The 19,013-nt window shown below is 69.7% G+C and carries 18 protein-coding genes and 1 tRNA gene; 11 read left to right on the plus strand and 8 right to left on the minus strand.

Annotation, left to right across the window (positions count from 1 at the left end):
• The first annotated feature begins 115 nt into the window (after positions 1-115).
• Together CGU35_RS18095 and CGU35_RS18100 are read left to right on the plus strand one after the other, a co-directional pair.
• Positions 116-517 carry a DUF5684 domain-containing protein gene (locus CGU35_RS18095; RefSeq protein WP_157813895.1) on the plus strand — a complete coding sequence of 134 codons (402 nt, stop codon included), beginning with the start codon at positions 116-118 and terminating at the stop codon, positions 515-517.
• The gene (locus CGU35_RS18100; RefSeq protein ID WP_157813896.1) at positions 514-1,101 is read left to right on the plus strand and encodes a DUF998 domain-containing protein; all 588 of its coding nucleotides are present in this window, start codon (positions 514-516) and stop codon (positions 1,099-1,101) included. The genes CGU35_RS18095 and CGU35_RS18100 overlap by 4 nt, the downstream gene beginning before the upstream one ends.
• 27 nt (positions 1,102-1,128) lie before the next feature.
• Here CGU35_RS18100 and CGU35_RS05110 read toward each other — a convergent pair whose 3' ends face one another.
• Both CGU35_RS05110 and CGU35_RS05115 read right to left on the minus strand, forming a co-directional pair.
• Entirely contained in the window at positions 1,129-2,760 is a 1,632-nt protein-coding gene (locus tag CGU35_RS05110) for an ABC-F family ATP-binding cassette domain-containing protein (RefSeq protein ID WP_100810533.1), read from the minus strand.
• Between the two features lie 287 nt (positions 2,761-3,047).
• A complete protein-coding gene (locus CGU35_RS05115) occupies positions 3,048-4,190 on the minus strand; it encodes a GDSL-type esterase/lipase family protein (RefSeq protein WP_100810534.1) in 1,143 nt (380 codons plus the stop codon).
• A 72-nt stretch (positions 4,191-4,262) separates the two neighbouring features.
• Here CGU35_RS05115 and CGU35_RS05120 point away from each other — a divergent pair, with 72 nt between their 5' ends.
• Positions 4,263-4,829: a TetR/AcrR family transcriptional regulator gene (locus CGU35_RS05120; protein WP_100810535.1), complete on the plus strand. Its 567-nt coding sequence runs from the start codon at positions 4,263-4,265 to the stop codon at positions 4,827-4,829.
• A gap of 50 nt (positions 4,830-4,879) precedes the next feature.
• Positions 4,880-5,035: a hypothetical protein gene (locus tag CGU35_RS05125; protein ID WP_157813897.1), complete on the plus strand. Its 156-nt coding sequence runs from the start codon at positions 4,880-4,882 to the stop codon at positions 5,033-5,035.
• 132 nt (positions 5,036-5,167) lie between these two features.
• On the opposite strand, the gene CGU35_RS05130 is transcribed toward CGU35_RS05125, so the two are convergent.
• Positions 5,168-7,228 (minus strand): DUF262 domain-containing protein, encoded by a 2,061-nt coding sequence (locus CGU35_RS05130; RefSeq protein ID WP_100810537.1) that lies wholly within the window; start codon positions 7,226-7,228, stop codon positions 5,168-5,170.
• A gap of 192 nt (positions 7,229-7,420) precedes the next feature.
• On the opposite strand from CGU35_RS05130, the gene CGU35_RS05135 reads away from it, so the two are divergent.
• Positions 7,421-8,194, plus strand: coding sequence for a hypothetical protein (locus CGU35_RS05135; RefSeq protein WP_100810538.1), 774 nt, complete (start codon positions 7,421-7,423; stop codon positions 8,192-8,194).
• 151 nt (positions 8,195-8,345) lie between these two features.
• On the opposite strand, the gene CGU35_RS05140 is transcribed toward CGU35_RS05135, so the two are convergent.
• Together CGU35_RS05140 and CGU35_RS05145 are read right to left on the minus strand one after the other, a co-directional pair.
• Positions 8,346-9,644 (minus strand): ABC transporter permease, encoded by a 1,299-nt coding sequence (locus CGU35_RS05140; RefSeq protein WP_100810539.1) that lies wholly within the window; start codon positions 9,642-9,644, stop codon positions 8,346-8,348.
• Positions 9,641-10,336: an ABC transporter ATP-binding protein gene (locus tag CGU35_RS05145; RefSeq protein ID WP_100810540.1), complete on the minus strand. Its 696-nt coding sequence runs from the start codon at positions 10,334-10,336 to the stop codon at positions 9,641-9,643. Before CGU35_RS05145 ends, CGU35_RS05140 begins: the two co-directional genes overlap by 4 nt.
• Positions 10,337-10,517: 181 nt before the next feature.
• On the opposite strand from CGU35_RS05145, the gene CGU35_RS05150 reads away from it, so the two are divergent.
• The 5 genes from CGU35_RS05150 to CGU35_RS05170 all read left to right on the plus strand — a co-directional run bounded on the left by CGU35_RS05150 (position 10,518) and on the right by CGU35_RS05170 (position 16,667).
• Positions 10,518-11,789 (plus strand): histidine kinase, encoded by a 1,272-nt coding sequence (locus tag CGU35_RS05150; protein ID WP_100810541.1) that lies wholly within the window; start codon positions 10,518-10,520, stop codon positions 11,787-11,789.
• A 32-nt stretch (positions 11,790-11,821) separates the two neighbouring features.
• Positions 11,822-12,493 (plus strand): response regulator, encoded by a 672-nt coding sequence (locus CGU35_RS05155; protein ID WP_100811292.1) that lies wholly within the window; start codon positions 11,822-11,824, stop codon positions 12,491-12,493.
• 231 nt (positions 12,494-12,724) lie between these two features.
• Complete coding sequence (locus CGU35_RS05160; RefSeq protein ID WP_100810542.1) at positions 12,725-13,510, plus strand: DeoR/GlpR family DNA-binding transcription regulator; 786 nt, start codon at positions 12,725-12,727, stop codon at positions 13,508-13,510.
• Positions 13,507-14,466 (plus strand): 1-phosphofructokinase family hexose kinase, encoded by a 960-nt coding sequence (locus tag CGU35_RS05165; RefSeq protein ID WP_100811293.1) that lies wholly within the window; start codon positions 13,507-13,509, stop codon positions 14,464-14,466. Before CGU35_RS05160 ends, CGU35_RS05165 begins: the two co-directional genes overlap by 4 nt.
• A 92-nt stretch (positions 14,467-14,558) precedes the next feature.
• Positions 14,559-16,667, plus strand: coding sequence for a PTS fructose transporter subunit IIABC (locus CGU35_RS05170; protein WP_232711157.1), 2,109 nt, complete (start codon positions 14,559-14,561; stop codon positions 16,665-16,667).
• 166 nt (positions 16,668-16,833) lie between these two features.
• Here CGU35_RS05170 and CGU35_RS05175 read toward each other — a convergent pair whose 3' ends face one another.
• The 3 genes from CGU35_RS05175 to CGU35_RS05185 all read right to left on the minus strand — a co-directional run bounded on the left by CGU35_RS05175 (position 16,834) and on the right by CGU35_RS05185 (position 18,658).
• Positions 16,834-17,478, minus strand: coding sequence for a TMEM175 family protein (locus tag CGU35_RS05175; protein ID WP_100810544.1), 645 nt, complete (start codon positions 17,476-17,478; stop codon positions 16,834-16,836).
• Positions 17,479-17,596: 118 nt separating this feature from the next.
• The gene (locus tag CGU35_RS05180; RefSeq protein WP_100810545.1) at positions 17,597-18,010 is read right to left on the minus strand and encodes a hypothetical protein; all 414 of its coding nucleotides are present in this window, start codon (positions 18,008-18,010) and stop codon (positions 17,597-17,599) included.
• A 9-nt stretch (positions 18,011-18,019) separates the two neighbouring features.
• Positions 18,020-18,658, minus strand: coding sequence for an MBL fold metallo-hydrolase (locus CGU35_RS05185; protein ID WP_100810546.1), 639 nt, complete (start codon positions 18,656-18,658; stop codon positions 18,020-18,022).
• A 109-nt stretch (positions 18,659-18,767) separates the two neighbouring features.
• On the opposite strand from CGU35_RS05185, the gene CGU35_RS05190 reads away from it, so the two are divergent.
• Positions 18,768-18,840 (plus strand) — tRNA-Glu (locus CGU35_RS05190).
• The last annotated feature ends 173 nt before the right edge of the window (positions 18,841-19,013 follow it).

A 19,013-nucleotide genomic window follows, 5' to 3' on the forward strand; every position in this document is an offset into this window, starting at 1 on the left:
CTCGGGGTCATGCGCCCTGAGGCATTCGTAGCCCCGTACCGATCGTGCGAACACGGGAACCTCACGGATGCTTCGCTCCATTGCTCCGAGGGAATCGATGTATTACGCAACTGAGATGGATCCGGGATTCGGCCTGCTGAGCTTCTTCGTCGCCGTGCTCGTGTACGTCTACCACGCGCTCACGCTGATGTTCATCTTCCGGAAGGCCGGGCTGAAGGCGTGGCCCGCCTGGGTGCCGCTCTTCAATGTCTGGCGGCTGCTCCAGCTGGGCGGTCAGAAGGGGTGGTGGGTGCTCGTCGGACTCATCCCCGTCGTCGGGACGATCGTGTACCTCGTGTTCTTGATCATCGCGGGGATCAACATTCAGACCGCCCTCGGCAAGCCGGGGGTGTTCTACCTGCTCGCCATCTTCCTCACGCCCGTCTGGTACGGCATCCTGGCCTGGGACAGCTCGACCTGGCAACCGAAGCACAACCCGGTCGTACCCCCGTCGGGGTACGAGGGCGCTCCCGCGTGACGGGTCTGGCTGCGGTACTGCTGCTCGCAGGCGTGGCGATCGCCCTTCTCAGCCTGATCGTCGTGCACCTGCTGCCGACCGGCCTGAACCCGGTGCGCGACCCCGTGAGCCAGTACGGCATCACCTCCTACCGCGGGTGGTACTGGTCGGCGGCGGGCGGCGCCGCAGTGGCGGGGATCGGTGGGGTGCTGTTCTTCGCTCCGACCGGCGGCGTCATCTCGACGGTGACGATCGTGCTGCTGGCGGTGTTCGCCGTCGCGCGCGCGGCGATCGGCTTCTTTCCGATGGATGCCCCCGGCTCGGGCCGCACGGGCACCGGCCGGACCCACAACCTTCTGGCCACGGCTGCTTTCGCCTCGGTGACGGCCGCCGCGTTCACGGGTGCCGGAGCACTGCACGATGCAGGATTTCCGGATGCGTCGGCCTGGTCGACCGCGTGCGGTGTCGTCATGGCGGTCGGCGCGATCGGCGTGCTGATCACCGCCCGCCGGGAACGACTGGGGCTCTTCGGCCTGACGGAACGGATCATCTACCTCGGCTTTCTCGCGTGGTTCGTCCTGCTGGGGGTGCTCGCGCTGTCGTAGTCGGCGACCCGCGACCTGTCGGTCTCGCTAACGCATGTGGGTGAGGACTCCGTCGCCGTCTAGCCGCAGCTCGGCCGTCAGGTCGAGCCCGTCGAGGAACGCGCGGTCGTGGCTGACGACGATCAGCGCGCCGCGGTAGGCGGCCAGCGCCTCGGTGAGCTGAGCGACGCTCGGGATGTCGAGGTTGTTGGTCGGCTCGTCGAGCACCAGCAGTTGGGCGGGAGGGGCGGCCAGCAGCAGCGTCGCGAGCGCCGCGCGGAACCTCTCACCACCCGAGAGCGAACCGACCGGACGGTCGGCCGCGGTGCCCCGCAGCAGCAGCCGGGCGAGCTGGTTGCGCAGCTCGGCGGCCGGTACTCCGGGGGCGGCGGCCTGCACGTTCTCGAGCGCGCTCCGGGCATCGTCCAACCCGTCGAGTCGTTGCGAGAGGTACCCGACACGCTCGACCAGCGCCTCGGCGCGCGCCCGGGCGACGTCGGCGGGGGCGTCTCCGGACGGATGGTCCGAAGCATCCGTTCCGCGCAGCAGGCCCTGCAGGAGCGTGGTCTTGCCGACGCCGTTCGGGCCCGTCAGGGCGATGCGCTCCGGGCCCTGCACGAGCACCTCGCGTCCGTCGCCGCCGACCAGGCGGGCGATGCGCCGCGTCCGCGGTACACCGGGATCGGGGAGCTGGATCGAGATGCGATCGTCCTCGCGCACGCGTGACTCCGCCGCATCGACGGCCGCGCGCGCATTCTGGACCTTGTCGTCGAGGATGCCGCGGCGGTTGCCCTGGGACTTCTCCGCGGAGTTGCGGCGGTCGTTGACGACGGCCTTGACGTACTTGCGGTTCGCGGTGTCTTTGCGACCCTGACGCTCGCTGTGCGCGATCTTCTCTTCTGCCTGCACGCGCTGGCGCTTCTCGGTCTTGAGCGTCTGCTCGGCCGATCGCAGGGCGCGCTGGGCCGCCTCCTGCTCGGCCGCGACGTGCTGCCGATAGGCGCTGTACGGCCCGCCGTAGACCGACAGCGAACCCGCGCGCAGTTCGGCCGTGCTGTCCATCAGCTCGAGCAGGGCGACGTCGTGGCTCACGACGATGAGGGTGCCGCGCCATCCGGCGACCAGCTCGTACGCCCGTTCGCGGGCGTCGGTGTCGAGGTTGTTGGTCGGCTCGTCGAGCAGGGCGATATCGGCGCGGCGCAGCGAGACGCCGACGAGCGCGGTCAGCATCGTCTCGCCGCCCGAGAGGGTGTCGGCGGGTCGGTCGAGGTCTTCGACATCGATCCCGGCGGCGGCGAGGGCGGCGACCGACCGAGCCTCGACATCCCAATCGTCATCGACCCGATCGAACAGGTGCTGCTCGATCGTGCCGCCCTCGATCGCGCGGATGGCGTCGAGGGTGCCGCGCACGCCCAGCAGGTCGGCGATCGTGCCGTGCGGGATCAGCGCCAGGTTCTGGGGCAGGTAGGCGACGACTCCGTTGGCGGTGACACCGCCGCCTGTGGGCACGATGTCGCCCGCGATGATGCGGAGGAGTGTCGACTTGCCGACGCCGTTCAGGCCGACGAGGCCCGTGCGGCGGCGGTCGAAGGCGCCCGAGACGTGGTCGATGGCGGGGGAGCCATCCGGCCAGGCGAAGGTGAGGTCGTGAAGCACGACGGAAGGACGAAAAGCGGGCATGCGGGTCTCCGGTATGTGTCAGGGGGCGCTGACACGGAGCCGCAGGGGAGTGCGCGGGTCGGTCAGCGATGTACGCCGGAACCGTTACCCGTCATGACCCATCCTTCGATTCGCTCCCTCTCACACGCGGCCGGAGTGCCGCAGGAGCGCGGCAGCCAGTCTGCCACATGACGGCACGGTCGGTCACCGAGCCCGCTCACGCACGCTCACCCCGCGCGAACGGACGCGACACGCCGCTCGGCCCCCGTGGCCACGGCGTGTCGCGACCGTTCGCGGGGTCGTGCGGGTCACCCGAAGGGGCCGCCCGGCGCGAACACCCGCTCCGTGAAGCGCTCGCCGATCACGCGGTGCGCCTGAGGGGAGGGATGCAGGCCATCGAGCAACGGCATCGCCGCCGCATCCTCTTCGCCATACAGGTCGGTGCCCTCGACGAAATGCAGGTTCGGGTCATCCGCTCGCCTCTGAATGACATCGCGGAGCGCCTCGCGGATGACCCGCAGCGTCAGACGCCCCTGCGCCGTGTCGCCCGGGGTGCCGGTCGCGACGAAGCGCACCTGACCCGTGCCGAGGGATGCCGGGTCGATCGCGCCGGGCCCCGGGGTGTCTTCGTGGATGCCGGCGAAGAGCGGCGAGATCAGCAGCAGGGGCGCGTCCGGGTGGCCGTCGCGGATCGTGTCGAGAAACCCGTGGACCGCCGGCACGAAGACCCGCAGGTGCATCGCGTCGAGGTTCACGACGTTGATGCCGAGCTTGACGCTGACGATGTCGGCGGGGGTGTCGCGCATGACCCGGGCCAGGAAAGGATCGACGAGTGCGCTCCCGCCGAAGCCGAGGTTGTGGAGATTGACGCCCGCGCGACGGGCAGCGATGGCGGGCCAGATCTCGCTCGGCGCCGTGGCGTTCGAGCCCTGACTGATCGAGCTGCCGTGATGCAGCCACACACGGCCTCGCTCTGGGTCGGGCCGGATCGGCGCGTCGGATCGGAGGGATACGAGTTCGATCGACTCGTTGTGCGGCAGCCAGATCTCCACGCGACAGTCGATGCCAGGCAGGGTCACCGTCGTCGTGTGCGGCGGACCGGCGTGCGGGGTCATCGATCCCGTCCGCAGGTCGACGTCGATCGCGTCGCCGCCCGTGAGCTCGTCGCTGACGACGCGCGATCCCTCGATGAACACGTCGATCCTCCCACGCGGACGGTCGGCGCCGAGATACACGACGCGGGTCGGGTGCGTGACGAGCTCGAGAGTCGCGGCGGCTGTGCGGAAGACGATCCGCGTTCCGGAGGGTTGCGCCTCCATCGACATCAGCTGACCGTCCGCGAACCGCTCGCGCACCTCCGCGGGCAGACGGTGAGGGGTGACCCCGTGCGCGGTCTGCTCGAGGTCGGCGGTGCCACGGAAGAGGTCGGGGGAGAGGGTCGTCTGAATCACGGAACGTTAACCTACACCCTGTAGGCTGGAAGTAACGGGTTATAGGAGCGTCAGAGACCGGGAGGAGAGCGAATGCCTCGAGCACATCTCACCGCCGCTGACGTGGTGTCGGCCGCGGCCGGGATCGCGGATCGCGAGGGCTTCGACGCCGTGTCGGTCTCCGCCGTCGCGCGAGCCCTCGACGTTCAGCCGGCGAGCCTGTATTCGCACGTCCGCGATCGGGCAGCGCTGCTGGACGGCATCCATCGCCTCGCTCTCGCCGAACTCGCGGACCGCGTCGGTGCGGCGATCGCCGGCCGCGCGGGACGTGACGCGCTCGTCGCGCTGGCCGATGCCCACCGAGACCTTGCGGCCGAGCGACCCGGCGTCTGGGCGGCGCTGCAGCGGCCAGCCGGTCCCGAGACCGTCCGCTCGACCGAAGCGGCCCGCGTGGCGTCGCTCATGCTCGCGGTTCTGCGCGGCTACGACCTGCCCGAGTCCGCGCTCGTGCACGCCACGCGTTTCGTCGGCGCGACGATCAACGGATACCTCGCGCTGGATCGCTCCGGCGCCTACAGCGGACGTGACGAGTCGACGGATGCCTCGTGGTCGTGGACAATCGACGCCCTGGATCGAGCACTCCGCGACGCTGCGGGATGAGCGATGTCAACCCCATACGCTTCGCCCGACGTGAGGACGATGCTCGATGCATGAGCACCGAAAACAACAAGATCGACGGACCCACCGGCAAGCCGAGCCAGGCCGAGGGCGCCGACCCCGACCAGCCGGAGGGCTCGCAGGCATCGGAACCGCTGCCCGCGGAGGGCCACCCCTCACCCGCAGATGGCGGCGAGCTCGACGAATGAGGTCGGGTTCCGGGCGCTGACGCGCGAAAGGACGCAACATGCCGTGTCGCCCGGCGGCGCGACGGCGTGTTGCGTCGGTTCGGCGCGAAGCGGAAACCGGATCTGCGGCGTTGCAGTCGGGGTTGACCCCGATTACATCGCGGCGCCGGTATAGGAGTACTTCACGAACACCTCGGACGCGATGCCGGCCTCGTCGAGCACACCCTGCACGGCGGTGAGCATGTACCTCGAGTCCCACCCCATGTAGAGGAAGTTCGACTCGTCGAGCGCGTCCCAGTGGCCGTTCCACGCCTGCTCGGGATAGATCGGCCCGCCGCGCCGCGTGCTGAAGGCGACGACGTGCTCGCGCCCGTCGGCCCACAGGCGTTTGAAGATGCGGTTGAAGAGGTACTTGATGTCGTAGACCTCCCAGTGCTCGCCACGGTACTCGACGTACTCGAACTCGCGCTCCCACCCGCGCGGCCAGCCTCGGCGGCGCACCGCGTCGAGGATCGGCGTGAGCCCGTCGTCGTCGATCGCGATCACCTGGGGGCGCGCCCAGATCTCCACGAACGCCTCGGTGAGCGCGGCCGTGCGTGCGGTGATCGCGGCCGTGCCCCATGCCGGCGCGTCCGCGAGGGCGGTCGTGAGGGCGAGGCGGCTCTGCGGGTAGATCGTGTCGCGCTTTTCGGGGAAGGATGCGTCGAACCCGCGCTCGGCGAGCGGCGTCTCGATCAGTGTCAGGTTGCCGAGTGTCGGCGCGAGCGCACGGTGGCTGTTCTGCTCGTCCTCGCTGTAGTCGGCCCACGCCCGCTCGCCGTCGCCCGTCCAGGTGTCGGCGGGTGCGAGCGGGAAGACGTGCTCGACGTCGAAGCCCTCGAGGCCCGCGCCCCCCACTGGCGCGACGCCCGCGAGGCGACCCAGAACGTATGCCGCGTGGGGGAGTGCGCCGTACTTGAGCTCGACGCGGACGCGCTCGTTCGAGGGCATGATCCGCGCGATCGCCCGGACCAGGGCATCCGCTCCGTCCTCACGGGCACGGCAGAGTCGGGCGACCAGGCGATCGTTCGACAGGCCCGAGATCGTGCGGCGCAGCAGCAGCGACTGGATGTTCTCGAGCGTCGCGATCAGCTCGACACGGTCGGTCGCGCCCTGCGCGTAGTCGCGGTACGCGCGCATGACGAGCGGGTACATGCCGCGTCCGAACGTGTTGATATATCCCAGTTGACGGGCGATTTCGGGATCCGGTTCCTGCGTCGGGTCGAGCAGGATGCGGTAGATGTCGGAGTAGTCGCGCCACTCCGAGGCATCCGCGCGGAGCGTCGCGAGGTCGAGGCGCGGGAAGCGCTGCCGGAAGGCGTCGTACACGCTGCGCTCGCCCGCGACGGCGACCTCGCGGCCCGTGGTCATGACCAGGAAATGGCGCCAGAAGCTCGCGATCGCCTCGCCCGTGTTGCGCTCGATCGGCACCCAGTAGGCGTCCTCGATCTCGCTCTGCTCGGCGTGCGACAGGCCCATGAGGACGTAGTTGTGGATCAGCTCGTGGTCGCGCAGGGGCTCGCCCGTGGAGTTCAGGCTCTCGAAGATCTGCTGCGCATTCGCGCCCGCGCCCAGCGTGATCGACACGTGCTCGAGCTTCTGCAGGCCGCGCCAGATGCGGGGCACCTCGTCGAGACGGACCTGGCTGCGGAAGAAGGCGTAGTTGTCGTCGAAGCGCGACTCGCGGTAGGCGTGCTCGGGTCCGCGGCGGTCGAGCACGACGCTCTCGAACACGCGGGCCCAGGCCCGGTGCGGCCGCAGTTTGGTGCGCTCGGGGTCGTCGGCCCGCACGAGCACGCGCTCGAGTTCGGCCGCGAGCTCGGGGTCGACGTCGCGGACGGTGTGGTGCAGGGCCGCGACCAGCAGCATGAGCGTCGTGATGCGCTGCTGCCCGTCGATCAGCACAAGCTCACCCGCGGGGGCGGATGCATCCGGTTCCGCGTTCTCGTCGGCGCCCGGGTCGGCGCTCACGGTCGAGAGGATCGAGCCGATGAAGTGCATGCTGCGATCGTCGAGGTCTGCGACCGCACGGATGTCGCCGAGGAGCTGCTCGCAGCCGCCGATGTCCCAGCGGTACTGGCGCTGGTAGACGGGGACGACGATCGTGGTGTCGGGCGCCGACAGCCAGGCGACCGTGTTGACCGCGATCGCGTCGACGTTGGTGGCACTGCCCATGTGTTCTGCTTCGCCCCCTGATGCCTCGGAACCGCGGGGGCGAACCACCCGCGCGGTCCAGTCTAGGCATCCGTTCCACCCGCTCCGTTATTCACGGCCGGGGCTCCGGGGGCGTTCAGGGGCCGGAGGTAGGCTTGCCTAAGTTGGGCCTGTTAAAACGTGCTGGCCCTCTGACGAAAGGCATGTCACCTTATGGGTTACATCAAATCCGCAGCGCTCGAAGAGACCGGCTATGTGGTGCTCGACTCCTACAACCAGGAGCTCGACCCCAAGGAATGGCTCGACATCGAGTACAACGACTGGAAGTCCTCGGGCGACACGCGCTTCGCGCCGCTCGCGAGTGCATTCGGCGACATCGAGTGCAACGGCTTCTGGAACCACAAGCCGCCGCGCACCGACAAGGACGGCGTCTGGATCGACTCACAGACCGAGAAGGCCCCGATCCTCACGCGTCGCGCGCAGGAGCCGGGTGCGAACGTCGGTCGTTGCCGCGTGATCGAGCTGCAGCCGAACACCTACGCCGACTGCCTCTACAACCTGCACCAGGACGACAACAACCGCCTGAATCCGGACGGCACGGGCTGGGTCGTCCGCGGATTCTTCAACCTCACCGACGACAAGACGAGCTACTTCGTGCTGCGCGACAACCGCACCGACCCCGAGGGTGAGGTGCGCATCGCCCTGCCAGCCGGCGCCCAGCTGATCGTCGACACGCAGCGCCTGTGGCACGCCGCGACCCACCCGGGCACCGAGCCGCGCTACTGCCTGATCACGTCGTGGACGTCGGGCCCCGAGCTCGACGCGTACATCGAGAAGTACAACGGCAAGCCGCACGTGCCGAACTTCGAGGTTCCGCAGGACGAGCTCGACGCGGGCCAGGCCGAGCAGACCCGCCGTCTCGCCGCGCGCGCCGCTTTCTATGCCGCGAAGGGTCAGGCCGAGAAGGTCGTGATGAGCGAGGCCTGAGCCCCCCGCATCCGTTCTTCGGCGCCGAACACCCCTCGCGCGACGAAACACCCCTCGACATCGGTTTCGATGCACGAGGGGTGTTTCGCTGTCCGGGACGGGCGGTACCGGACGGGACCCGATGCCCGGGACCGGATGCCCCGCGCCGGGCTTACTCGTACCGGAGCGACTCGACCGGGTCGGCGCCCGCGGCCCGGGCCGCGGGCAGGGTTCCGGCGAGGAAAGCGATGCCCATCACGATCAGGATGACCGTCGCGATCGACACGGGGTCGAACGCCAGCAGCGTGAGACCCGGCAGGTCGGCGAGCAGCGTGTCCGCCAGTGCTGAACTGAGCGCCGTGCCCGCGAGGATCCCGATGCCGGCGCCGATCGCGCTGCCGAGGAACCCGATGAACACCGCCTCGAGGCTGAAGAGCGCGAAAACCCGCCCCGACCCCATGCCCATGGCCTTCATCAGGCCGATCTCGCGGGTGCGCTCCTGCACCGACATGTACAGCGTATTGACGATGCCGAAGCTCGCCGCGAGCAGCGCGATGATGGCGAACGCGTTCAGCACCAGCACGATGCCATCGATGATCGCGGTGAAGGTGCCGAGCTGATCAGCGACCGTGGTGCCCGTGTACCCCTCGGCCTCGAGCCGATCCTTGAGGGCGTCGATCTCGGCCGTCGAGGCATCCGGATCGAACCAGATGCTGGCCTGGGCGTAACGTTCCTGGTCCGCGGCCGGAACCCCGATGTTCTGGAAGGCGACCAGCGCATCCGTGAGCGCCTGGTTCGGGGTGACGGTGGTCGTCGGACCCGAGAAGGTCTGCTCGGACACGCCCGTGACGGTGGCCTCGACGGTGTGCGACTGGCGTTCCGCATCCGTGATCCCGAACGTGACGGTCTGGCCGATCGCCGACGCGGCGTCGTCGAAACCGAGTGGTTCGACGAGCGACACGGGGATCGTGACCTCGGGGGCGCTCGAGGCATCGTCGGGTTCGGCTCCCGCCGCGAGCTGGATGGTCTGACCCGCGACGAGCCGGCCGACGCCGGTGACGTACGGGGTGCCGTCGCCGTACTGGATGTAGTCGGCGTTCACCGAGATGGTCGGCGCGACGCGCAGCACGCCGTCGATCGCGGCGAGCGCGTCGAGATCGGTCTGGTCGAGGGCGACGACGGTGCTGCCGGGCGCGGATGTCGGGCCCGCCGAGATCGCGTCGGGGTTGTACTCGATCGGACCGCCGCCGGCCGCCACGCCGGCCCCGGAGGGCTGCGTGACGGTCATCACATCGGTTGCCCCGATCGAGCTGACGGTGTCGTCGATGTAGCGGTTGATGCCCGTGCCGAGCCCGTTGGTGAGCACGAGGGTGAACGCCCCGACGAAGATCGCCAGGATCGTGAGGGTCGTCCGAACCTTGGAGCGGAAGGTCTGCGAGACGGCGGTGCCGATCAGGTCCGAGGTCTTCATGCTGCCACCTCCTCGTTCTCGACGATCAGGCCGTCACGGATCAGGATGCGCCGGTCGCAGCGCGCCGCCAGGTCTTCGTCGTGCGTCACGACGATCAGGGTGATCCCGTGTTCGCGATTGAGCCCGAACAGGATGTCTTCGACCACCGCACCCGTGTTCGAGTCGAGATTGCCGGTCGGTTCGTCGGCGAAGATGATGCGCGGATCGTTGACCAGGGCACGGGCGATGACGGTGCGCTGTTTCTGTCCGCCCGACAGATCGAGAGCCTTGTTGCGGGCCTTGTCGTCGAGTTCGAGCTGGGCGAGGGTCGCCATGGCGCGGCGCTTGCGTTCGCGGCGGCCGACCCCGGCGATCTTCATCGGCAGCATGACGTTGTCGAGCACGGTCGTGCCCGAGGTCAGGAAGAACTGCTGGAACACGAACCCGAAGGTGCGGTTGCGGGTGCGGTTGAGGGCCCGGCCCCGCAGAGTGCGGGTGTCGGTGCCCTCGAGGTCGATGCGTCCGCTCGTCGGCTGGTCGAGAAGCGCGAGCAGGTGCATGAGGGTCGATTTGCCCGACCCGCTCTTGCCGAGGATCGCGACGCTCTCGCCCTCGCGGATGTCGAGGCTGACGCCGCGCAGGGCGTCGAAGCGATTGGCGCCGCGTCCGTAGGACTTGTGGACGTCGGTGACCGAGATCAGCGGGGCGCTCATCGGGTGTTCTTCCGGGTGTGTGAAGTCATATCCCCAGCGTCGTGGTCGCCGGGCGGCGGCGCGTCCCCCGGGCGGATGCATCCGTCTACCGCGTTCGCGGTATGCGTCCTGCGCCCTCGCGGTACGTGCGGTGCCGCGTGGGTACGACGCGCGCGGCGACCCGGCACGCCACACTGGTCTGATGAGTCGCATCGGGGATGACGGGGCGTGGGCGATCCCGCGTCGCCGCCCGCCCGTGTGGGTCGGCGACGTCATTGCGGCCCTGTTCGTCGTGGCGGGAGCCTTCATGCCCTTCCCGGCGCACGAGTTCCGCGCCGACAGCCCGCTCGTGCTGGTCGTGGCGCTGCTGCCCGCCGTGCTGCTGCCGCTCCGGCGTCGCTGGCCGCTGTCCATCCTCGCGGCCTGCCTGGCGTGCTACGGCGTCGCCGCGTTGCTCGGCACGATCGCGCCCGGTGTTGTGTTGGCGGCGGCGATCGCGATGTTCGGCGTCGCGACCCGCTCGACCCGGCGCCGCACGCTCATCGTGACGGCGGTGGCCGTTCCGGCCATCCTCTCGCTCAGCATGCTCGCCGCGATCGGCAACGTATTCGACCCGCGCACGTTCCAGTTCGCCTTCGTGCTGGGGTTCGCCGCGGCGGCGGGGGACGCGACCCGGTCGCGGCGCGAGTACATCCGCGAGATGACGGAGCGCGCGCTGCGCGCGGAGCAGACGCGCGAGTCCGAGGCGCTGCGCCAGGTCACGGAAGAGCGGCTGCGCATCGCCCGTGACCTGCACGACGCGGTCGCGCATCAGATCTCGGTCATCAGCCTGAACGCGGGCGTGGCCTCGACGTCGCTCGAGACGCGTCCCGAGAAGACGCGCGAGGCGCTGGCGAGCATCCGCCGGGCCTCACGGGCGGTCCTGGCCGAGATCGGTGATCTGCTCGAGATGCTGCGGAGCGTCGAGGGCGATGGGAACGAGGCATCCGTCCGTCCCCCGCAGCCGGGGCTCGAGCAGCTGGACGACCTGATCGCGCGTTTCCAGGAGACGGGTCTCGAGGTCGGCGTGCGCCGCGAGGGCGATCTGGCCGCCGTGCCCATGCCGATCCAGAGGATCGCGTATCGCGTGGTGCAAGAGGGACTCACCAACGCGCACAAGCACGGGGCCCTGCATCGCGCGCACGTCCTGTTCGAGGTGGGGCCCGACGCGCTGCGGGTGGTCGTGACGAACCCGGTTCGGGGCGACGAGCCCACCGCCGACGCCGACCGACGAGCGGGGCACGGGCTCACCGGCCTGCGCGAGCGCGTCACGGCGGTGCGGGGCACGGTGCAGGCGGGTTCGACACCCGGCGGGTACCGGCTCGCGGCGACGCTGCCCCTGGGGAGCGACCTGCCCCTGGGGAGCGACCTGCCCCCGGGGAGCGACCTGCGTTCCACGGAAGAACCGCGCGCGACGACCGAGGGGCACACATGACGATCGAGACACCGGATGGCACGGGGCGGGCGATGACGTCCGTGCTGATCGTCGACGACCAGTCCCTCATCCGCTCCGCCGTGCGCGACCTGCTCGAGAACGAGCCCGACATCACGGTCGTGGGCGAGGCATCCGATGGCTCCGTCGCGACGCGGATCGCCGGTGAGCTGCGCCCGGACGTCGTGCTGATGGACATTCGGATGCCGGTGGTCGACGGTATCGCGGCGACGGCCGAGATCTGCGCCGACCCGGCGCTCGCCGAGACACGCGTGCTGATTCTGACCACGTTCGAGGAGGACGAGTACCTCGTCGCGGCGCTGCGGGCCGGGGCGAGCGGCTTCATCGGCAAGGGCGCAGAGCCCGAAGAGATCGTGCGGGCCGTTCGTGCCGTGCACGCCGGGGATGCCCTGCTGTCGCCGACCGCGACGCGCGCGTTGATCACCCGGTACGTCCTGCCCGCGTCTGCGTCCGGCGAGCCCGGTGCCGTGCCGCCCGAGTTCGAGCATCTGACCGAGCGCGAACGCGAGGTGCTGCTGCTCGTGGCTCGGGGACGCTCGAACCAGGACATCGCCGAGGACCTGTTCATCTCACCGCACACCGCGAAGACCCACGTCAACCGCATCATGACGAAGCTGTACGCCCACGACCGGGCACAGCTCGTGATCGCGGCGTACGAGAGCGGGCTGTTGACGCCCGGTTCGTGATCCGGGCCCGCTTCGCGAACGCCCCACACCCCCCCCCGGCGCGACGAAATACCCCTCGACACGGGGTTTCTCGTTGCGTGAGGGGGTCTTTCGCCGTCGCTGGGCTCGCGCCCTCTTGTTTTGTGTTGTTTTGAGTTGTATTGTGTGGGAAACGTTGCGGGCAGACGACCGCAGCTCACACGAACGCAGCTTCTCGAAATGCCGTGACCGAACCAACGGGGGTCGACTCGCATGTACGCAACGGAGCGCCAGATCGCGATCGAGCGCCAACTCACCTCCCGGGGACGCGTGTCCGTCGTCGAACTCGCCCGTACCTTCGACGTCACCACCGAGACGGTGCGGCGTGACCTCGATGCCCTCGAACGCGCCGGAGCCCTGCGCCGTGTACACGGGGGAGCGGTGGCCTTGGATCGCACGAGCACGGTCGAGACCGCCGTCGCCGAACGCGGCCTGCAGCGCGGCGTCGAGAAGACCGACATCGCCACCCGCGCGCTCGCCGTGATCCCGACCGGCTTTCGCGGTTCCGTGTTTGTCGACGCAGGCACGACCACCGCGGCTTTCGCCCGCGCACTCGGTGACCACCTGCGGACGGTCGGGGCGACGGCCGAGATCGTCACCCACTCCGTTCCCATCGCGGCCGAGCTCGGGGCCCGCGGCGACCTGGCGCTGTCGGTGATCGGCGGGCGGGTCCGGGGCCTCACGGCTGCGGCGGTCGGATCGTCGACGGTGCGGTCGATCGAGGCCCTGCGTCCGGACGTGGCCATCATCGGCACGAACGGCATCGCCGCTCCCTTCGGGCTCAGCACCCCCGACCCCGAAGAGGCCGCCGTCAAGCAGGCGATCGTGGCCTCGGCCCGCAGGGTCATCGTGCTCGCCGACTCGAGCAAGGCGGGCGAGGAGTACCTCGTTCGTTTCGCCCGGCTCGAAGACATCGACGTCGTGGTGACGGATGCTCCGCTCCCCGAAGATCTCGCCGATGCCCTCGCGGTTGCGGGCGCGGAGGTGTGGCTGCCGTGATCGTCACGCTGACCGCGCATCCCGCGCTCGACCGCTCGATAGCGCTCGACGCCCCGCTGCGACCGGGTGACGTCCAGTCCGGTGCGCCGGGACGCGAGGATGCCGGCGGCAAGGGCATCAATGTCGCCCGGGCGATCTCGGCGGCGGGTCAGGATGTGCTCGCGGTCCTGCCGCTCGCGTCCGACGATCCGTACGCGGCGATCCTGGCGGCATCCGGGGCCTCGGCTTCTGTCGTGCCCATCGGCGGTCATGTGCGGGTCAACCTGACCCTGACCGACCCGGCCGGCGTCACGACCAAGATCAACCTGCCGGGTGCAGTGCTCTCGCCTGCCGAGTCGGCGCAGATGATCCGGTCCGTCGTCGAGGCGTGCGAGGGGGCCGACTGGCTCGTGCTCGCGGGTTCGCTGCCCCCGGGTGTGGACGATGACTTCTACGTCGACGTGATCGACGCCGTTCGCGAGCGCTGGGGTGCGGGCGCGCCCCGCGTCGCGGTCGACACGTCCGGTGCGGCCCTGAGTGCTGTCGTCGAGCGGGGACGGCCGGACCTGATCAAGCCGAATGAGGACGAACTCGCCGAGCTCGCCGCCGTGGAGCTCGACACGACGGCCGGGGCATCCGATCTGATCCACAGGGTCGTCGCGCTGGCGAGTTCTTTCGTCCCGGAACGGGTCGGCTCGGCCCTCGTCACTCTCGGCGGCGATGGCGCCGTGCTGGTCGACGCCGACGGCGCCTGGGCCGGCACGCCGCCGCCCATCACGGTGGTCAGCACGGTCGGTGCGGGCGACAGCTCGCTTGCCGGGTACGTGCTCGGCGACCTGGCGGGCCTCGATGGGGCCGGAAGGTTGCGTCGGGCGATTCAGTACGGAGCGGCCGCGGCATCCCTGCCGGGATCGCAAGCGCCGACGCCCGCGGATCTTCCCACGGGACTCGTCGACGTCGTTCGCGTCGAGTCCTGATCGCGCAGGCCGATTCGGACCCGCTCGTCTCGCACCAGTTTCACCGCAGTACTTCAGCACTTTTCGCAACACCGGCCATAGGAGGTCACGCAATGTCAGAAGCAGGAATGTCCGCAGCGGGTACGCCGCAAGCGGGCCCGCCCACCATCACGCCCGAGCTCGTCAGCCTCGACGTCGATCTCGGGCTCGACAAGGCCGCGGTCATCCGCGCCCTGGCCGAGCGTGTCAACGCGCAGGGCCGCGCGACCGACGCGAGCGCGCTGTTCGACGCCGCCTGGGCGCGCGAGCAGACCGACGAGACGGGGCTTCCGGGCGGCATCGCCATCCCGCACGCCAAGACGGCGGCCGTGACGATCCCGTCGCTCGCGTTCGCGCGCCTCACGCCGGGCGTCGACTTCGGCGCCGATGACGGACCCGCCGACCTCGTGTTCCTGATCGCCGCACCCGCGGATGCCGCCGAGGCTCACCTCGCCGTGCTGTCGAAGCTCGCGCGCAATCTCATGCAGGACGACTTCACATCGGCGCTCCGCGCGGCGAAGACGGACGAAGAGGTCGTCTCGATCGTGCGCGTCGCGATCGGCGAGGAGGATGCTCCGGCCCCGGCCGTCGCTCCCAGCACCGAAGACGCCGCCCCGATCGCCGAGCCCGCCACTGTCGCGCCGGTGACCGCCGAACACGGCCCCCGCCCGCGCATCGTCGCCGTCACGGCCTGTGCCACGGGCATCGCCCACACCTACATGGCCGCCGATGCCCTCGCCGCAGCGGGCAAGAAGGCCGACGTCGACGTGATCGTCGAGCCGCAGGGATCGAGCGGCTACAAGGCCCTCGACCCCGCGATCATCGCCGGAGCCGACGCCGTGATCTTCGCGGTCGACGTCGACGTTCGTGAGCCGCAACGGTTCGCGGGCAAGCCGGTCATCCGCACGACGGTCAAGCGCGGCATCGACCACGCCGACGCGCTCGTCGCCGAGGCGGTGGCCGCGGCATCCGATCCGACCGCCGACCGCGTGCCCGCTTCGAACACCGACGGCTCGGCCGCCACGGCGAGCACCAGCACCGCGAACGAGTCGGTCGGTGCGCGCATCAAGCGCTGGCTGCTCACGGGTGTCAGCTACATGATCCCGTTCGTCGCGGGTGGCGGTCTGCTGATCGCCCTCGGCTTCTTGCTCGCGGGGTACGAGGTGACGACCTTCGCGTCGACCGTCATCATCGAGAACTCGATCGTCGACCTGCCCGAGGGAGGCCTGGGTCAGTACCTCGGCTCGGTCGCCTTCGTGATCGGTGCGACCTCGATGGGCTTCCTCGTGCCCGTGCTCGCGGGCTTCATCGCCTTCGCGATCGCCGACCGGCCGGGTATCGCGCCCGGTTTCGTCGCCGGTGCCGTTGCGGTGCTCATGGGCGCCGGCTTCATCGGCGGCATGGTCGGTGGCGCTCTCGCCGGCTTCATCGCCTGGTGGATCGGTCGTCTGCCCGCGCCGCGCTGGCTGCGGGGCCTGATGCCCGTCGTGATCATCCCGCTGTTCGGGTCGATCTTCGCCTCGGGCCTCATGGTGCTGCTGCTCGGTCGCCCGATCGCGCAGCTCGTCGTTTGGCTGTCGGACTGGCTGAACAGCCTGACGGGCGCCTCGGCGATCGGCCTCGGCATCATCCTGGGACTCATGATGTGCTTCGACCTGGGTGGCCCGGTCAACAAGGTCGCGTACACGTTCGCGACCGCGGGGCTGGCCGCCGCATCCACGAGCGACATCTACTCGGCGCCGTACCTCATCATGGGTGCCGTCATGTGCGCCGGCATGGTTCCGCCGCTCGCGATGGCGCTGGCCTCGACCATCCTCGCCCGTCGCTCGTTCTCGCAGGTCGAGCGCGAGAACGGCAAGGCGGCCTGGCTGCTGGGTGCCGCGTTCATCTCGGAGGGCGCGATCCCGTTCGCCGCGGTCGACCCGCTGCGCGTCATCCCCGCCTCGATGCTCGGTGGAGCGGTCACGGGTGCGCTCAGCATGGCGTTCGGGGTCTCCTCGCTCGCCCCGCACGGTGGCATCTTCGTCTTCTTCGCCATCAACCCGATCTGGGGCTTCCTGATCGCCCTGGCCGCGGGCACGATCGTCGCCGCGTTCGCGGTCGTCGGCCTGAAGAAGTGGGTCCGCAAGCGCGAGCCCGTGGGTGAGGTCGCCCCGGCCGGAGCGGTTCCCGTCGCCGCCTGACCAACATCACGCAGAACGGATGGCTCCCCTCGAGATTCTTCGAGGGGAGCCATCCGTTCGCGTCGCCGTCCCGTCGCGGTGCGCGAAACTTCACTTGTGTCACGTTTTCGGACCTGAAACGTGACAGAGGTGAAGTCTCGCGCGGCGGGGGTGGGGGAGTGCCGCGCTAAGCGTCCTGCGCGTCGACGCGATCGCGGCGGTGCACGAGCGCGCTGAGGGGTTGCGCGAGGGCGAGCAGCAGCAGGGGCCACAGGCTCGTGGACGGGAAGACGATCGCGATGAGCAGCGCGAGCGCCCCGAGCGGAACGGACAACCAGTCGGTCCAGGAGGTGCGCGCGGCCGGAGCATCCGGTCCTCGCAGTCCCCGGCGCACGATGATCTCCTTCTGCAGCCGGATGGCGACGATGGTCGCGAGGATCGTGGCGATGTAGATGCCGGAGCCGAGCGCGGTGTTGTCGGAGGTCTCGACGACCATGACGGTCGGCAGCGGGAGGAACGCGATGGCCGCGACCCAGAGCAGGTTCGCGTTGATCAGCGAGGGCGTGGTCGCGATGACGTCGATGTAGACGCGGTGGTGCATCTTCCAGAACGACGCGATGAGCACGAAGCTCAGCGCCGCGGCGAGCAGGCTGAGGGCGTTGTCGTGGAAGAACGCGGCCGCGGTCTTGGTGCGGTACTCCTGTGCCGCGTCGATGAGCGGCAGGACGATCAGGGTGATCGCGATCGCGACGACGGCGTCGGTGAAGGTGACGAGGCGTTCGACGCCGCGCTCGCGTGATCGGGCCGTCTGCGCTGCGGTGGGCGTTTCCATGCCCACATTCTGTCGGCTCGGCTCGCCACACCCCGCGCACCACGGGCGCGAGACTCCACTTGTGTCTCGTTCTCGCGCCCGAAACGCGACAGAGCTGACGTCTCGCGGATGGTCGGGGTCAGTCCTGGGGGAGGACTTCTACCGTGTAGCCGGCCAGGTCTTGGTCGACCGGGAGCTCGAAGGTCGTCGGGCCGAGGTCTGCCGTGCAGGGCCCCTCGGTGTCGCTCGAGATCGAGAGCGACACCGTGTCGTCCGCGATCTCATCGATCTCGGGGATGTTCGGGCAGCTGCCCGAGCCGAGCGTCGTGACGATGAGGTATCCGTCGGTCGCCCAGGCCCGCACCGCCGGCCCCAGCGGGTCGGGTGTCTCGTCGATGCCGGTCACGACGAGGGCCTGGCCGGTGTGGGTGGGTTCGCCACGCACGCCGCCGTGATCCGGCTCGGACGGGCCGCAGGCGCTGAGCGCGAGTGCCGCGGCAGCGAGTCCGGCCGCGACGAGGCCGATCCGTGGGGTGCGTGCGTGGCGAGGCATCCGGATGTCCTAGATGTCGATCGATTCGCCGGGTTCGACCAGCAGGAATTCGCCGCCGCCCTGGGCGGTGGCCCACTGCAGGCGGGCGCGGTGCATGTCGCGTCCGACGACCGAGAGGGTCATGTCGTGGGTGCCGAAGGCGCGGCGGGGCTTCACGGCCAGGACGAAGTCGATGGCGTCGGCGATCTTGAGCCAGGGGGCGCCGAGGGGTGCGGCGAGCACCTTGACGTCGACGCCTTCGGGGACGGCGTAGGAGTCGCCGGGGTAGTAGAAGACGTCGTTGACGAGCACGCCGACGTTCTGGATCTGGGGGATGGAGCTGTGGATGATCTCGTGTGCGCCGCCGAAGAAGCGGAGGGTGAAGGGTTCGATCACGACGGTGTCGCCGGGCCCGATGACGGTGATGTCGTAGTCGGGTGCGGCGCTCGCGACGCCTTCGGGTCCGTAGATCGGGACGCCGGGGGAGGACTTGCGGATGCGGTCGAGTTGTTCGGGTGTCCAGTGGTCGGGGTGTTCGTGGGTGAGGACGACGGCGACGACGCCGGTGAGGTCGGGGAAGGGTGTGCTGAGCGACCCCGGGTCGATGACGAGCGAGCGCCCGGCTTCTTCGAGGAGGAGGGCGGCGTGTTCGTTCTTGGTGAGGCGCATTCCTGAAGTCAACCGCGTTGCTGAGCCCCCGAGCAAGCGTCGCTCCCGGGGCGGGCGCTGATTTGTCGCTCCGGATTCTGCGTGGCATACTTGTACGGTTGTCTTGTGAGGCCCCATCGTATAGCGGCCTAGTACGCCGCCCTCTCACGGCGGTAACGCGGGTTCGAATCCCGCTGGGGTCACAAACGACAAAATCCCCCGGATTCCCGGGGGATTTTTTCGTTTCTGTCCCCATCAGGACGAGGTCCCGTATACGCGGGTGGGCCCACGCCGCGAGGGGCCCCGGGCGCCGCGCAGCGGCGTTCGGGGTAGCGGTGGGGGCGAATCCCGCCCGGCCTTCCGAGTTCCAGCGGGG

The organism is Microbacterium sp. BR1 (genome assembly GCF_002812725.1).
In the GTDB taxonomy this organism is placed as follows: domain Bacteria; phylum Actinomycetota; class Actinomycetes; order Actinomycetales; family Microbacteriaceae; genus Microbacterium.